Raw genomic sequence first — 15,204 nt, 5'->3', positions numbered from 1 at the left:
GAGCTCGTCACCCGGGGGACGACCGCGCCGCGCTGAGCCGGCCGGGTGGTCTTCGTGATCCACTGTCGCGCGGGTCCGGCCCTACTCCCGCCGGGCCCGTCGAGGGAGGAGCATGGTGGGCGTGTCGTCCGACCGCACGGAGCCCGGGGCCGAGGACGACCTCCGGTCCGACGGTCGCAGTACGCGCTGGGACGCACACCGCGCGCGTCGTCGCGAGCAGGTGGTCGACGCGGCGCTGGTCGTGCTGGGCCGCGACGGGGAGGACTTCGGCCTGGACCAGGTGGCGCACGAGGCCGGGGTGACCAAGCCGGTGATCTACCGGCACTTCGGTGACCGGGCCGCGCTGCTCGACGCGATGGCCGAGCGGGCGACCGACCGCCTGATGGAACGGCTCATGCCCGCCCTGTACCGGGAGAGCGCGGCCCGGACGCGGATCCACGACTCGGTCGACGCGGTGATGGGCTTCTTCGACGACTCACCGGGTGTCGACCTGCTGTTCCGTCGCCGACTGCCCGGTCAGCGGGGCGAGGTCGTCGACGCCGGCCGGGAGTTCATCGCCTCCGCACTGACCGGCCTGCTCGGGGCCTACGCCGAGATGCTCGACGTCGACGAGTCCGACCTGGTCCAGGTGTGGTCGCAGTCGGTGGTCGGCGCGGTGCAGGCGACCGCGGAGTGGTGGCTGCGCGGCCGGGCGACCGGGGACACGCTGGATCGCGCCGTCGTCACCGACCACCTGACGGACCTGATCTGGGTGCAGATCGAGGGGATGGCCCGACGGCGGGGGCTCACTCTGGGGCCCGAATCTTTACACCCAACGAGAGGGCGCGCTCAGGCGGTCGTAGCACTTGATCTTGTTGTTCGGCGAGGAACAGGATCATGACGTGCGGAAACTGTTGACTTTGGCTGATCGGGAGGAGATCTCCCGGGGGTTGGCCGCTGGCCGGCGGTTGTGCGACATCGCTGCGGTGGTGGGGCGGGATCGGTCGGTGATCTCTCGTGAGGTCGCCCGTCACGGCGGCCGGGCCGGCTACCGGGCGGGGCCGGCTGAGGAAGCGGCGCGGGTCGGGCGGTCCCGGCCGAAGATGTTCGCGGTGGACCGGTCACCGCGGCTGCGGGAAGTAGTGACCGGGTTGTTGCAGATCGGCTGGTCCCCGGCCTCGATCGCGGGCCGTCTGCCCCGGCTCTATCCGACCGACGAGACTTACCGGGTGTCTCACGAGGCGATCTACCAGTGGGTCTATGCCACCCCGGTGTCCACCCTGGCTCGCGAGTTGATCGCGTTACGGACCCGCCGGACCGCCCGTCGTGGCGGCGGTAGGCCTCCATCTGCTCCCCGGATCGTCGAACCGACCTACATCGATGAACGACCTACTGAGGCTGAGGGGCGGGCGGTGCCCGGGCACTGGGAGGGCGACCTGGTCATCGGTAAAGCAGGTAAGACCGCGGTAGCGACGCTGGTGGAGCGCACTTCGCGGTTCCTGGTCCTGGTCCCGCTGCACGGGCGTGACTCCCACACTGTGACCCGGGCGGTGGTCGCTGCGACCGCTGGGCTCCCCGAGGTGATGCGCCGCTCGCTGACCTGGGACTGCGGGGCCGAGATGGCCGCCCACCACGTGGTGTCCAAGGGCTCGATGCCGGTCTACTTCGCTCGCCCGCGCTCTCCCTGGCAGCGCGGCAGCAACGAGAACCTCAACCGCATCGTGCGCGAGTACCTCCCCAAAGGCGTGGAGATCCCCTCCGACCCCACGAGGCTTATTCAGGGCCCGTGAAATAACGATCTAGCCCGGCGTGTCGGGTTGGGCGACAGCCCGTCCATCGCGAAGATTGGTTTGTCGAATCAATCCGAGATGAATGGGCTGTCGCAGTATGTACTATACCACTGGCTTTCGGCGTGATGAGATTCAGGATCTTGCCGCTCTGGTGCATGAGCAGGATCAGCGGAACGCGACTGGCCTGCGACGGCCTTGGCCGCCGATTCTGGGATTGTTCTGGTCGGTGGTGATCACGTTGGCGTATCTGCGCGGGAATCGTGTGCAGTGAGGTGTTCTCAGTAGGGCCGTCGTCGCTGGTCAGGGATGTGGTGTAGCGGCAGGCCTGTGGGGTGGGTGCAGGGCCTCGGTAGGGAAGATCGGTCCGTTCGAAGATCGCTACTTCCGTACCGAGGTCCTGCGTGTCTGATCCTGTCACCTACACCGGTGTGCTCCCCGTCGCAGCCTCGACCGTGGACTACCTGGCCCGGCTTCTCGCTGGTGAACGGGCCCGTCGCGGGACCCGTCGCGGACGACGAGTGCTGGAGGTGTCCGCGCAGGCGGTGATGGTGCTGCGCTGGTTCCTCGACGCCACCCGCGTCACCCGGTTAGCTCGCGACAGCGGGATCAGCCGCGCGACCGCCTACCGGTACCTGCACGAGGGCATCGACGTCCTCACCGCGGCCGCGCCCGGCCTGCACGGCGCTCTGCTGGCCGCCCGCGCGGCCGGGTACTCCCGGGTACATCTGGACGGCACCCTGATCACCACGACCCGCAGCAGAGCACTCGGCCCCACCCCAGGAGTGGACCTGTGGTGGTCGGGTAAACACCGCTGTCACGGTGGGAACATCCAGGTCATCACCGCCCCCGACGGGTGGCCACTGTGGAGCTCACCGGTCCGCCCAGGTCGGGAACACGACCTGACCTGCGCTCGTGCCCATCCCGGACTCCTCGACCGACTGAGCCTTTCCCAACCTGTTTGTGCTGGTCAGGCGGTGGTGATCATGAGGGTCTGGATCGCTGCGACGAGCTGAGCAGCCTGGGAGGGGCTGGAGCGGATCTTGCGGAGGATCTTCCAGTTCTTCAGCTCGGCGTTGACCCGCTCACCCGGTGCCCGCCGTCGGGCGTGAGCGGCGTTGACGGCCTTCTGATTCGCTGACAGGGGCCGGTACCGGCCGGTGTCGAGATCGCGGCGTCGGCGTCGGTGCGGGACGGTGATCGCGGGACCGCCGCCCTGGTAGGCGGTGTCAGCGACCGCCCGCACCCCGGTGGTGTTGACCGCGTCGATGATCCCGTGGATCCGGGCAGCGCCCATGTCGTGCCGTGCCCCCGGTAGCGGCGGGGAGATCCACACCAGCCGACCCGCGGGGTCGGCGATGACCTGCACATTCAGCCCGTGACACTTGTGCTTCCCGCTATAGAACGCCCGGTCATAGCCCGAGCCCATGCCGACCCGGTCGATACGCAGCAGCGTCCCGTCCAGGATCACGAACGCCTTCCCGGCCGCGACCGTGATGGCCTGCTCCAGGGTCGGCGCGAGCGCAGCGAGCAGCCCGATCGCCTCGGCGACATACCGGGACACCGTGGACTTCCCGACTCTGAATCCGCTGGCCAGGTCGGTGTAGGTCTCGCCCTTACGTAGGTGCGCGAGCACGAGCAGGGCCTGACGGGCCGGGGTCAGGAGCCGCCACCGGGTCCCGATCCGGCGACGATGTCCGCGCAGCAGCCCGGCCAGGACACGAACCGTGCGAGTGGACATCGACATCCCGGATGGGTAGGACAACACGCGGGGCTCCTCGGTAGGCGGTGGCGCGACAGCTATCCGTCTACCAGGAGCCCCACCCATCTCACGACAAGCCACGCACCTCACACCCCTGACCAGCACAAACAGGTTGGGAAAGGCTCACTCGCCGAGTTCATCGATGACGACCACGCCGTGCTCGCTGACCTGGGCTATGAAGGCGAGTCCGACCGACTCACCGTCCCGATCAAGACCCGATCCGGGGCCGGGCTCTGCCCGGACCAGCGCACGGTCAACGTGCTGCACTCCGCGACCCGAGCGATCGCTGAACGAGGAAACGCCCTGCTCAAGAACACCTTCCGAGCGTTGAGACACCTCAGCCTCTGCCCACAACGGATCGGCGCGATCACCGCAGCAGCGCTGGTCCTACTCCACACCGAGCACAACCGAACAACATGATCAACAAGCTAGTGAGAACACCTCAGTGGGAGTTGGCGGAAACCTACGGGGTGTCGCAGTCGACGGTCAGTCGAGCGATCGCGGGGGTGACACCGTTGCTGGCGCAGGCGCTGCGGAGTGTAGTTCCGACTGCGGAGGAGCTTCGTGCCGATCGGCAGTACATCATCGACGGAACCCTGCTGCCCTGCTGGTCATGGACCGCCGTACCAGGTCTGTGGTCGGGCAAGCATCGCACCACCGGCGTCGTCGTCCAGGTCGCAGCCACCCTGGAAGGGCAGCTGTCGTGGATCTCCGACCCGACCCCAGGCTCCCGACACGACCTACATTGCCTCGACCAATCCGGCGCCCTCGACCACCTCGCCACATACCCACCGATCGGCGATAAAGGCTACATCGGGCGCGGCATGCTCACCCCGTTCAAAAAACAACCCGGCCGGGAACTTCTCGACTGGCAGAAAACATTCAACAAGAGCCTCAACCGCACACGCGCCACCATGAGGCTTATTCAGGGCCCGTGAAATAACGATCTAGCCCGGCGTGTCGGGTTGGGCGACAGCCCGTCCATCGCGAAGATTGGTTTGTCGAATCAATCCGAGATGAATGGGCTGTCGCAGTATGTACTATACCACTGGCTTTCGGCGTGATGAGATTCAGGATCTTGCCGCTCTGGTGCATGAGCAGGATCAGCGGAACGCGACTGGCCTGCGACGGCCTTGGCCGCCGATTCTGGGATTGTTCTGGTCGGTGGTGATCACGTTGGCGTATCTGCGCGGGAATCGTGTGCAGTGGGAGTTGGCGGAAACCTACGGGGTGTCGCAGTCGACGGTCAGTCGAGCGATCGCGGGGGTGACACCGTTGCTGGCGCAGGCGCTGCGGAGTGTAGTTCCGACTGCGGAGGAGCTTCGTGCCGATCGGCAGTACATCATCGACGGAACCCTGCTGCCCTGCTGGTCATGGACCGCCGTACCAGGTCTGTGGTCGGGCAAGCATCGCACCACCGGCGTCGTCGTCCAGGTCGCAGCCACCCTGGAAGGGCAGCTGTCGTGGATCTCCGACCCGACCCCAGGCTCCCGACACGACCTACATTGCCTCGACCAATCCGGCGCCCTCGACCACCTCGCCACATACCCACCGATCGGCGATAAAGGCTACATCGGGCGCGGCATGCTCACCCCGTTCAAAAAACAACCCGGCCGGGAACTTCTCGACTGGCAGAAAACATTCAACAAGAGCCTCAACCGCACACGCGCCACCATCGAGCGAGTCATCGCCCATATCAAGTCGTGGAAAGTTCTCCACACAGACTACCGCCGACCCTACGCCACATTTAAAACGACGATCTCGGCAGTCATCGGACTCATCTTCTACGCACTTACCTGACGGAGCCTGAATAAGCCTCCACCTACCTGTCCATGATCGCCGCCGACATCAACGACCGACCACGTAAAATCTTCGACTGGAAGAAACCCTCCGAGGTATTCAGCGAACTCATCGAGGCAAGTGCTTCCACCGCCTGAGCGCGCCGAGGCCGAGCCGAAATAGGCGTTACTCCGCGTATAGAGTACCGTCGCGAGCCGGTCGCCCCGGCAGGTCTCGGACCCTCGTGGCGGCCACCGGATGTATCTGTGCACGGGCCCCGTCGGCGGGGAACTCCGGGCGCGCAGTCGTGCGGAGGTGGAGCCATGTCCGAGGGGGCGAACGGCGGGGGTCGGCCGGGTCCGGTACCGGTCGACGATCTGGCGCCCGGTGGGCCGCGGGCGAAGGCCCGGGGCTGTTTGTGCTCGGTTCTCGCGAACGCGGCGTTCCGGGCGGGGATCGAGAGCAGGCCCTGCATCGATCCACGCTGCCCGATGCACGCCGACACGTCCGAGGACTGATCCCGCCACGGTGGGGCGCTCCGGCGCCCCGCCCTACCCGGCAGGGCGGGGTTCGCCTCGGGGGATGTGTTCCCCGCCCTGCCACTTCCCCTCCGCAGGAGACGATCGTGTTCGACCTGGAGCGCGTGACCGCCGAGCTGCAGCGTGAGCTGGGCGCGGTCCGCGAGGAGCGCCCCGGTGTCCGCCATGCCGGGCTCGTCACCCAGCTGCGCCTGGCGGGGGAGGTCGGCGTCCGCGACGGCACGACGACGATCCGCGCCGAGTTCGACTCCCCGGCGCCCGCACTGCGGATGCGCTCCGAGCTCGGGGCGCTGCACGGCCGGGGCGGCCTGCGGGCCGAGGTCGTGACCGGCGGCGGGGGGACCCTGCGCTACCAGGTGCGGGTCACGGCGCCCGGGACCGATCTGGCCCGGGCGACGGGGCTGGTCGACCGGACCGGACGGCCGGTGCTCGGGCTGCCACCGGCCGTCGTCGCGGCGGGGCCCGCCGTGGCCGCCGGGGTCTGGCGTGGGGCGCTGATCGCGCGGGGCCGCGTCGCGAGGCCGGCCGGGCGGGTCCGGCTGGTCGTCAGCTGCCCGGGCCCGGCCGTCGTGCTCGCGCTGGTCGGCGCGGCGCGTGGCCTGGGGGTGCTGGCCGCGCCGCAGGAGACGGTGAGTGAGCACCGGGTCGTCGTGCGGGACCCGGAGAGTGCCGAGGCCCTGCTGCGCAGCGTCGGGTCGCCGGGTGTGGCCGAGGTGCTGAGCCGGGTCCCGGTCGCCCCGCGGGGTACGACCGGCACGGACGGGTCGCTGCAGACGGTGAACGCCCGTCGGGCCGCGACGGCCGCCGCCGCGACGACCGAGCGGGTCCGGGTGGCGCTGCGCGCGCTCGGTGACGACGTCGCCCCCCATCTGCGGGAGACCGCGCTGCTGCGCCTGGAGTACCCGTCGCTGTCCCTGGCGGAGCTCGGTCGTCTCGCCGACCCGCCGCTGACCAAGGACACCGTCGCCGGGCGGCTGCGCAGGTTGGTCCGGCTCTCCGGCGTCGACGGATCCGACGAGGACTGAGCCCCGCCCGCCACGATCCGCCGTTGCGGCGTGCTCGGGGTACGGTGTGGACTCAAGCATTCGCCGCCTAAATTCGTCGAAATCGGGAGGTTGCTTTTCCATGCCTCGGTCCGACTCAGTCGCCAAGAATCCAGAAAAGGGATACGTCGCTCTTCTCGGGTGGAGTCTCAACGCGGTGGAGGCGATCGACCGCTTCGACCGCCGGTACGTCGTCGTGGCCCCGGACTGGGCGGAGGAGTATTGCAAGGAGCACGAGATCCCGTACGTCCCGTGGAATTTCGAGCGGCTGAACGACCGTTCGATGGAGATCGCGGAGACCTTGCAGGAGATGGGCGTCGACGTCGCCATCCCGCTGTTCGAGGAAACCGTGGAATGGGCCGGCGCGATCAATTCGGTGCTGCTCGACAACCCGCGGCTGTTCGGGCAGGCGATGCTGCTCCGGGACAAGGCGCTGATGAAGCGTCGCGCGCAGCTCGGCGGGATCCGGGTGGGCATCTTCGAGGAGGCCCACGACCGTGACGACATCGTCCGCTTCCTCAAGCGCGTCAACCAGACCCTGCTGAAGCTCGACGGCGACCCGAACGACCCGATCCACATCAAGGCCTTCGACAAGGCGGGGTGCCTCGGGCACCGCGTGGTGCGCACCTACGAGGACATCGACAACATCCCGGACGAGGAGTTCCCGCTCCTGATGGAGTCCCACCTCGACGGATGGGAGTTCGCCGTCGAGGCGTGGGTGCACAAGGGGAAGATCAAGTTCCTCAACATCTCCGAGTACGTCACCCTCGGCTACTCGGTGTTCGTGCCGGCGACCCCGGAGCTGGAGAAGTACCGGCCCGCGATCACCGCCCAGATCGAGAAGCTGATCAAGACCTTCGACATCGAGTTCGGCTTCGTCCACCCGGAGTACTTCGTCACCTCCGACGGCGAGATGTACTTCGGCGAGGTCGCGTACCGGCCGCCGGGCTTCAAGGCCTTCGAGCTGCTCGAGCGCTCCTACGGCTTCAACGCCTACCAGGGCCTCGTGCTGGCGTTCGACCCGAAGACCACCGAGGAGGAGATCGACGCCTTCTTCCCGAAGGAGGTCGAGGGTGCCTCCGGCGTGGCCGGCTGCTTCGGGGTCTACCCGCGCCGCCGCGTCGTCAGCAGCCTGCAGATCCCCGAGGAGACCGAGGACGACGACTACTACGAGTCGCACGACCTCACGTCGCCGGTCGAGGAGACGGTGACGAAGAGGACCGCGTTCGGCACACACTGGGGTCTGCTGTACTTCTTCGGGGACGACCCCTACCGGATGCGGGATCTGTTGAAGAAGCAGGAAGAACTCGACTTCTACGTCTGAGGGCGGGTACCCCGCCCACGGCCGTGGAGCCCGAACGAGGGAAGCCGTGTGAAACCGACCGTCGACGTCGCGAGTGGGACCTCCGTGCTGGACAGGCGCCTGGTCTCGCTCGACGACGCCACCCGCGACCTTGCCCGGACCCCGGACTTCGGCAAGACGACGAAGATCCGCAGGGTTCTGGAGCAGCTCCGTCGCGTGCTGCTGCAGGAGGGTGGCCCCGCCGCCGTTCAGGCCCGTGCCCGGCAGCTGGAGGAGGCCGGCGTGTTCGCCGGCACCGACTGGGCCCAGCCCGACATCCTCGTCCCGGCGTTCGTCGGGGCGGGGCTGCACAGCGGCGTCGCCGACACGGTGGTGATGGAGGCGACCAGCGAGCTGCGGATGCTCGCGGTCGCCCTCGGGGAGTACGACCACCCCGCGATCTCGGCCGACGAGGCCCGCCAGTTCCTGTCCCAGGTGCTGGCGATGAACCTGGAGCTGCTGTTCACCCCGCCGACCGAGGCGGAGCGGGTCCACGAGGGCCGGACGGCCCAGATGATCCGCGACCTGTTCCGGCACATCGCCGAGGGCATCGGCTACGACAGCATCCTCGACAAGCTGGTCGCCGAGATCTGGCGGATCCTGCGCCAACGTCCGATCCAGGTCGACCAGGTGACGTCGCTGATCACCCGGCTGTCGGTGTGGCGCGGCGACCCCAGCGTCGACCTGTCCTCAGGGCAGGGCCTCGATCGGCTGATCACCGCGCTGTTCGGGACCACCGAGGCGAGTCGCGAGGACCCGGGCATCGACGTCTTCCGCTCGCGTCTGGAGGCGATGGACACCGGCGGCCTGCAGTACGAGGCGGCCGGGTTCGCCCGGGCCATGCACGACACCGGGCTCGTGTCGCCGTACCACGCGGAGCTGCTGCAGTTCCTGCGGCACGAGAGCGACTACCTGCTCGCCGAGGCGCTCGGCCTGTCCGACACCGGCAAGAACTGCCTGCTGCGCTTCCGCGACCTGGTCCACCGGCTGATCGAGGAGGCCGTCACCCCGCACACCGCGCAGTGCATCTACGGTCTGGCGCTGCTGCTCGACCGCGGGATCCTCTACGAACCGCCGGTCGTGCCCGGGCTGTGGCGCCAGATCGCGCTCGAGATCGGCCCGGCCGCCCGGGAACGCCTGGTCGCCGCGTTCAGCGAGCAGCCCGAGCCCGAGGTACGGCTGCTGGCCGGCGTGCTGTCGATGCTGGGCCAGCCGCTCGGCGTCGGGCAGGGTGACAACCCCACCTGCCAGTCCGCGCGCGCCCTGTCGATGTGGGCTTACAACGACCCGGACTACCTGCTCCAGATGGTCGTCTGGGCGGCCCGCGACGACGAGATCGTCATGCACTTCGAGGGGCAGCGGATCTCGTCGCAGGAGATCGGGGCCGGGGTCGCGGAGAAGCTGCCGATCGACCTCGACCCGGTGTCGCTGGTCGTCGTCCCACACCTGGACCGGATCTACGCCGAGATGGGCCGTCGCTGCGCGGACCGGCCCGGGGACCCGCACCGCTGGGTCAACCCGGAGTTCCACGGCTGGTGGGCGGCCCGCGGCTTCCACATCAACGTCGACGTCGAAACCGGCAACCTCATCGACCTCGACGCCTTCCTGCGCCAGTTCCACGCCGGCTACCACCCCGCCTACAACGGCGGACAGCCGCTGATCCACCCGCAGCCCGCCGGGATCGCGGTGACCGACAGCGCCGCCCGCTACGTCGGCTGGCACGCCATCGCGATCCTGCGGGTCGCGCCGGACCCCAGCGACGTGATGCGGGTGTACTTCTACAACCCGAACAACGACAGCGGACAGGACTGGGGCGACGGCGTCGTCGTCTCGACGGCGGGCAACGGGGAACGCTTCGGCGAGGCGTCGCTGCCGTTCGACCAGTTCGCGTCGCGGCTCTACATCTTCCACGGTGACCCGCTGGAGCTCGGCGAGCCCGGCCGCGTGCCCGCCGAGGTCATCGACACGATCGTCGGCTACATCGAACGCAGCTGGGGCGTCGACCGGCTCCCCGCGGGTGCACTCCAGGCCTCCGACGGCCCGGCGGCCCCGACCGTCTGACCCGGCCGTGGGGGAGGAACGCCGCCCGGATCCGCCGCCGCTTGCGCCGGGTCCCACCGAGGAAGTTCCGCCTGAGCCCGGGGCCGTCGTGGTGCCGACGGTGCTCGGCGCCGCCGGAGCGGTGCTGCTGACCGGAGGTGCCTGGGCGGTGGTGCTCCGCCCCGGGTCGGCGCTCGCGCTCGGCGCCGCGGTGGCCGGGACGGGGCTGGTCGTCGTGGCCTGGCTGCTGCTGGTGCGCGCACCGGTGACCCCCGCCCACGCGGTGCGTGCGCTGCTCGCCTGGGCCGCGCCGCTGCTCGTCGCGCCGCCGCTGTTCTCCCGCGACGTGTACAGCTACCTCGCCCAGGGGATGGTCGCGCTCGGCGGGGCCGACCCGCACCGGACCGGTCCGGCGGCCGGGCTGCCCGCCGGGTCGCCGGTCCTCGCGCGGGTCGACGGCTACTGGTGGGAGACCCCGTCGCCCTACGGGCCGGTGACCGACCTGTGGCAGAAGGCGGTCGCCGCCGTCGCCGGGGACGGGGTGGTCGTCGGGGTGGCGGCGTACCGGATGCTCGCCGTCGTCGCGGTGGCGGGGATCGCGTGGGCCGTGGTGTACCTGGCCCGGGAGCACGGGGTCCCGCCCGGGACGGCACTGGCGTGGGGGGTCGCGAACCCGCTGGTCCTCTGGCACGTCGTCGGCGGGATGCACAATGACGGGCCGATGCTCGCGCTGCTGCTCCTGGGGCTCGCCGTCGGGCTGCGCGGGCCGCGGACGTCGCTCGTCGCCGGCACCGCGCTCGTCGCGCTGGGGGCGCTGGTGAAGGTCCCCGCGGCGGCCGGGCTCGTGGTCCTGGCGGTCGCCGCGACCCGGTCCGCGTCCGGCCGCGCCCACCGGTGGGCCGCGGTCGCACTGGTCGCGGGGGTCTCCGTGGCGGTCGCGCTCGTGGTGTCTTCCGTCGAGGTCGGCGCGGGGAGCTGGCTCGCCGCGGTCTCCGCACCCGGGCAGCTGTTCAGCTGGATGGCGCCGACCAACTGGGCCGCGGCGCTCGCGGGCGTGCTCGGTGCGGACCCGGCCGCGGCGCTGACGGTGGCGCGGACCGTCGGGACGGTGCTCGCCGCGGTGCTCGCGGCCGGGGTGCTCGTGGCGCAGGCCCGCGGCCGGACCACCGCGACGACGGCGCTCGGCCTGGTGCTCGGCGCCGTCGTCGTGCTCGGGCCGGTGCTGCATCCGTGGTACCTGCTGTGGGCCCTGACCCCGCTGGCCTGCGTGCCGCACCGACCGCGGCCGTGGGCAGTGCTGACCGGAGTCGTGGCGGTGTCCGCGGTGCTGGTGCCGCCGCTCGCGGGGGACTTCTCCGGTCGGCCGGGGCAGCTCGCGGCCGCCGACGCGGGCGGGCTGCTCGTCGTCGGCGTGGTGGTGGCGGTGCTCGTCCGGACCCGCGCGCGGGCCCGCGCCGCGACCGGATCATGCTGACCCCGTGGTGAAGGCACTCGCGCCGCGGATCGCGGCGGTCGTCGTCGGCGGGGTGCTGCTGCACCTGGCGTTCCCGCCGCGCACCGTGTGGTGGACCGCGATCGTGGCGTTCGCGCTGCTCTGGTGGGCACTGTCCGGGGTCCGGGTACGCCGTGCCGCGTGGCTGGGTGCGGTGTTCGGGTTCGCGTTCTACCTGGCGCACCTGATGTGGATCCAGGACTTCCTGGGCCGCGACTACGGGCCGTTCCCGTGGGTCGGGCTGTCGCTGGTGATGGCGGGGTTCCCGGCGCTCGGCGGCGCACTCGTCGCCCTCGCCGCCCGGCTGCCCGCCGCGCCGGTGTGGGGTGCGCTCGCGTTCGCCGCGCAGGAGTGGCTGCAGAGCAGGTTCCCGCTGAACGGTTTTCCCTGGGGCCGGGTCGCCTTCGGGCAGGTCGAGGGCCCGTTCCTGCCGCTGGCCGCGATCGGTGGGGCCCCGCTGGTGTCGGTCGCGGTGGTCGCGGCCGGATTCTGCGTGGCGGCGTTCCTGCAGCATCCCCGCCGGTTCGTCGGCCTCGTCCCGGTCGTGGCGATCGTGCTCGTGCTGCTCGCGGTGCCGACCCCGCCCGTCGACGCCCAGGACGGCACCCGCACCGTCGCGGTCGTGCAGGGCAACGCCCCCGACATCGGGCTCGGCCTGTTCTCGGCCGGTCGGACCCTGCGCGCGAACAGCCTCACCGAGACCTCCGTGCTGGCCGACCGGGTCCGGTCCGGCGCGGTCGCGCGGCCGGACCTCGTCGTGTGGCCGGAGAGCTCGCTGTCGACCGACGGCGTCGACCCGGCGGTCGACCGGGCCGTCGACGCGCTCGGCGTGCCGTTCCTGATCGGCGCCAACTACGAGGCGGGTGCGACCGACACCGAGAACGCCGTGGTCGTCTGGAACCCGGGGACCGGGGCGGGGGAGCGCTACGCGAAGCAGGAGCTCGTGCCGTTCGGCGAGCGCATCCCACTGCGGGCGGTCACGCAGTACCTGACCCCGTTCGTCGCCCTGGCCGACTTCACCCGGGTACTGCGCCCGGGGTCCTGCCCGTCGCGGGCACCCGGGTGGCGACGGCGATCTGCTACGAGACCGCCTACGACCACGTGCTGCGCGACGGCGTCGCCGACGGGGGTTCGCTGCTGGTGATCCCGACCAACAACGCCTGGTACGGGCGGGGCGAGATGACCTGGCAGCACCTCGCGATGTCGCGGCTGCGGGCCGTCGAGCACGGCCGGGCCGCGGTCGTCGCGGCGCTGTCCGGGGCGAGCGCGGTGATCCGGCCGGACGGCTCCGTCGTCGCCCGGACCGGGCTCTACACCGCCGACACCCTGGTCGAGCAGGTGCCGCTGCGCACCGAGCTGACGTTCGCGACCCGCTGGGGCGCCTGGTTCGAGCACGGTCTGGCGCTCGCCGGGCTGCTCGCCGCCGCGGCCGGGTACCTGCTGCGCCGCCGGGAGCTCAGCCGGACGTCGACCGGCGCATGACCACCCGCGGGAACCCGCCCGACACCCAGGGCCCCGGCAAAGTCGTGATGGGTGGGTCCTGAGCTGCGGTGACGTGGGGGGGGGGGTGGGTGCGGACACAGGCTTGGCGTGATCATGAGGGTGTCGAATCCTTGCTCACGTCAGGAAGCCTGTGTCCGCAGTGTCAGTGTCTCCGATCGTTGCTGCTCTGGAAGGCCTGGAGGTCGGTCCTGACGCGGGGGAGAGCCGCGCCGGTCGGTGAGGCGGCGGGGTTGTCGCTGGTGGAGGCCCTGTCGCGAGTGCCGGACCCGCGGAAACCACGCGGTGTCCGCCACGGTGTCCTCGCGGTGTTGCTACTGGGGGCGTGCGCGGTGTTGGCGGGGGCCCGGTCGTTCACCGCGATCGCCGAGTACGCCCATGACGTCGGCCGCGCCGTGCTGGACGTGCTCGGGGTGGGCGCGGTCGCTCCGCACGAGTCGACCATCCGCCGGGTCCTGCAACGGGTCGACGCCTCGGCGCTGGAGGCGGCGTTGCAGTCCTGGGTGTTGCCCCAGCTCAGCGCCCAGCCGGCCCCGGAGGGCACACCCCGGCGAGAACAGCGCCGCGTGCTGGCCTTGGACGGCAAGACCCTGCGCGGCGCCCGCGTCCGTGCCGCCGACGGCAGGGTCTGGCTCCCGCATCTGGTGTCGGTGCTCGACCAGACCAGCGGTGGCGTGCTCGGCCAGGTTCAGGTCGCAGAGAAAGGCAGCGAGATCACCGCGTTCACCGCGCTGCTCGACCCCCTCGACCTCGACGATGTACTGGTCACCGCGGACGCTCTGCACACCCAGCGAGCCCACGCCGACTACCTACACCGCCGCGGCGGGCACTACCTGATGACGATCAAAGCGAACCAGCCCACGCTGCTGGCACGGGTACGGGCGCTGCCCTGGACCCAGATCGGCGTCGCTGATCGTCAACGCGGGCGTGGGCACGGCCGCGTCGAGACCCGCACGATCAGCGTGGTCAGCCTGCACCCCTGTCCCGACCTGGGCGCAGAGTTCTTCCCCCACGCATCCCAGGCGATCAAGCTGGTGCGCCGGCGTCGCCCACTGCGGCCTGGCGGGAAGTGGAGAACCGAGACCGCCTACGCGATCACCAGCCTGACCAGCACCGACGCCGATCCAGGACTGCTCGCCCGCTGGATCCGTGGGCACTGGTCGATCGAGAATCGCCTGCACTGGGTCCGTGATGTCTGCTTCGACGAAGACCGCGCCACCGCCCACACCGGTCACGCCCCGCAGGTCATGTCGGCGTTGCGGAACCTCGCGATCACCGCGCTACGCCTGCACGGCGTCAGCAACATCGCCGCAGCACTCCGCCACCACGCCCGCGACCCCCATCGACCACTGACCACCTACAAGATCATCTAGCGACTTTGCCGGGGCCCTGGCCCGACACCCCGGTGGTCTCCGCGGCGACCGTGAACCCGCCCGCCTCGAACAACGCGCGGGTGCCGACGTAGGCCATCGTCAGGTCGACCCGGGCTCCCCGGTTGTCCACCGGGTAGCCCTCGACGGCCGGTGCGCCCTGGTCGCGGGCGTACCCGACGGCCCCGGCGAGCAGGGCGTGCGCGATGCCGCGGCCCCGGTGGCCGGCACGGACCCGGAAGCACCACACCGACCAGACCGGGAGGTCGTCGACGCGCGGGATGGTGCGGGAGCGGGCGAACGGCAGCTCCGCGCGAGGGGCCACGGCGGCCCAGCCGACCGGTTCGCCGTCGTCGTGGGCGACGACGCCGGGTGCGACCGCGCGGGTCGTCAGCTCCCGGACGTACTCGGCCCGGGCCCGGCCGGTCAGGGCACGGTTCCGCGCCGCGGGCAGCCGGTGCGAGAGGCACCAGCAGACCGACGCGTCGGGGGAACGCTTCGGGCCCAGCAGGGTCGCGAGGTCGTCGAAGGAGGTGGCCGGAGCGACGACGAGGGGCACCGCGCCACGCTA

General features: G+C 70.6%; 14 protein-coding genes and 2 pseudogenes. 14 read left to right on the top strand and 2 right to left on the bottom strand.

Features of this window, described 5'->3' with window-relative positions; all coding sequences use genetic code 11:
• Positions 1 to 112 precede the first annotated feature (112 nt).
• The 4 genes and pseudogenes from KPL57_RS22785 to KPL57_RS22770 form a co-directional block, all read left to right on the top strand.
• Positions 113 to 880: a TetR/AcrR family transcriptional regulator gene (locus KPL57_RS22785; RefSeq protein ID WP_226353100.1), complete on the top strand. Its 768-nt coding sequence runs from the start codon at positions 113 to 115 to the stop codon at positions 878 to 880.
• A gap of 1 nt (position 881) precedes the next feature.
• Positions 882 to 1,769: an IS30 family transposase gene (locus KPL57_RS22780; protein ID WP_226353099.1), complete on the top strand. Its 888-nt coding sequence runs from the start codon at positions 882 to 884 to the stop codon at positions 1,767 to 1,769.
• Positions 1,770 to 1,866: 97 nt separating this feature from the next.
• Positions 1,867 to 2,040, top strand: a complete 174-nt coding sequence (locus KPL57_RS22775) for a hypothetical protein (protein WP_226353098.1) — start codon at positions 1,867 to 1,869, stop codon at positions 2,038 to 2,040.
• Between the two features lie 157 nt (positions 2,041 to 2,197).
• Positions 2,198 to 2,713 (top strand): annotated as a pseudogene (locus tag KPL57_RS22770) (transposase family protein); the annotation flags it as partial.
• A gap of 23 nt (positions 2,714 to 2,736) precedes the next feature.
• Here the strand turns inward: KPL57_RS22770 and KPL57_RS22765 are convergent.
• Positions 2,737 to 3,534 (bottom strand): transposase family protein, encoded by a 798-nt coding sequence (locus tag KPL57_RS22765; RefSeq protein WP_226351139.1) that lies wholly within the window; start codon positions 3,532 to 3,534, stop codon positions 2,737 to 2,739.
• A gap of 120 nt (positions 3,535 to 3,654) precedes the next feature.
• On the opposite strand from KPL57_RS22765, the pseudogene KPL57_RS22760 reads away from it, so the two are divergent.
• From KPL57_RS22760 to KPL57_RS22715, 10 genes and pseudogenes are all read left to right on the top strand, one after another.
• A pseudogene (locus KPL57_RS22760) lies at positions 3,655 to 3,948 on the top strand (transposase family protein); the annotation flags it as partial.
• Positions 3,945 to 4,466, top strand: coding sequence for a transposase family protein (locus KPL57_RS22755; RefSeq protein ID WP_226353097.1), 522 nt, complete (start codon positions 3,945 to 3,947; stop codon positions 4,464 to 4,466). The pseudogene KPL57_RS22760 and the gene KPL57_RS22755, both read left to right, overlap by 4 nt.
• A 97-nt stretch (positions 4,467 to 4,563) precedes the next feature.
• Positions 4,564 to 5,328: a transposase family protein gene (locus KPL57_RS22750; RefSeq protein ID WP_226350834.1), complete on the top strand. Its 765-nt coding sequence runs from the start codon at positions 4,564 to 4,566 to the stop codon at positions 5,326 to 5,328.
• 604 nt (positions 5,329 to 5,932) lie between these two features.
• Complete coding sequence (gene whiA / locus KPL57_RS22745) at positions 5,933 to 6,871, top strand: DNA-binding protein WhiA (protein ID WP_226353096.1); 939 nt, start codon at positions 5,933 to 5,935, stop codon at positions 6,869 to 6,871.
• 100 nt (positions 6,872 to 6,971) lie between these two features.
• Positions 6,972 to 8,213 carry an acetyl-CoA carboxylase biotin carboxylase subunit family protein gene (locus tag KPL57_RS22740; RefSeq protein ID WP_264198420.1) on the top strand — a complete coding sequence of 414 codons (1,242 nt, stop codon included), beginning with the start codon at positions 6,972 to 6,974 and terminating at the stop codon, positions 8,211 to 8,213.
• A gap of 48 nt (positions 8,214 to 8,261) precedes the next feature.
• Positions 8,262 to 10,292, top strand: coding sequence for a hypothetical protein (locus tag KPL57_RS22735; RefSeq protein ID WP_226353094.1), 2,031 nt, complete (start codon positions 8,262 to 8,264; stop codon positions 10,290 to 10,292).
• A gap of 88 nt (positions 10,293 to 10,380) precedes the next feature.
• Positions 10,381 to 11,745 (top strand): polyprenol phosphomannose-dependent alpha 1,6 mannosyltransferase MptB, encoded by a 1,365-nt coding sequence (mptB, locus tag KPL57_RS22730; RefSeq protein ID WP_226353093.1) that lies wholly within the window; start codon positions 10,381 to 10,383, stop codon positions 11,743 to 11,745.
• 4 nt (positions 11,746 to 11,749) lie between these two features.
• On the top strand, positions 11,750 to 12,907 hold the full coding sequence (gene lnt, locus KPL57_RS22725; protein WP_226353092.1) for an apolipoprotein N-acyltransferase: 1,158 nt from the start codon (positions 11,750 to 11,752) through the stop codon (positions 12,905 to 12,907).
• A complete protein-coding gene (locus tag KPL57_RS22720) occupies positions 12,826 to 13,245 on the top strand; it encodes a nitrilase-related carbon-nitrogen hydrolase (protein ID WP_226353091.1) in 420 nt (139 codons plus the stop codon). The genes lnt and KPL57_RS22720 overlap by 82 nt, the downstream gene beginning before the upstream one ends.
• A 179-nt stretch (positions 13,246 to 13,424) precedes the next feature.
• The gene (locus KPL57_RS22715) at positions 13,425 to 14,636 is read left to right on the top strand and encodes an ISAs1 family transposase (protein WP_226353090.1); all 1,212 of its coding nucleotides are present in this window, start codon (positions 13,425 to 13,427) and stop codon (positions 14,634 to 14,636) included.
• Here the strand turns inward: KPL57_RS22715 and KPL57_RS22710 are convergent.
• Complete coding sequence (locus KPL57_RS22710; protein WP_226353089.1) at positions 14,629 to 15,192, bottom strand: GNAT family N-acetyltransferase; 564 nt, start codon at positions 15,190 to 15,192, stop codon at positions 14,629 to 14,631. The two genes, KPL57_RS22715 and KPL57_RS22710, sit on opposite strands and share 8 nt — an antisense overlap.
• Positions 15,193 to 15,204 lie beyond the last annotated feature (12 nt).

The organism is Pseudonocardia sp. ICBG601, from assembly GCF_020496245.1.
Note: the sequence above shows the minus strand (reverse complement) of the source record. Positions and strands in the feature narration are given on the sequence as shown.

Bases quoted from the DNA above. Each gene is read 5' to 3' on its own strand.
- KPL57_RS22785 (WP_226353100.1), top strand. From the start codon at position 113: ATGGTGGGCGTGTCGTCCGACCGCACGGAGCCCGGGGCCGAGGACGAC.
- KPL57_RS22775 (WP_226353098.1), top strand. From the start codon at position 1,867: ATGTACTATACCACTGGCTTTCGGCGTGATGAGATTCAGGATCTTGCC.
- KPL57_RS22740 (WP_264198420.1), top strand. From the start codon at position 6,972: ATGCCTCGGTCCGACTCAGTCGCCAAGAATCCAGAAAAGGGATACGTC.
- KPL57_RS22755 (WP_226353097.1), top strand. From the start codon at position 3,945: ATGATCAACAAGCTAGTGAGAACACCTCAGTGGGAGTTGGCGGAAACC.
- KPL57_RS22750 (WP_226350834.1), top strand. From the start codon at position 4,564: ATGTACTATACCACTGGCTTTCGGCGTGATGAGATTCAGGATCTTGCC.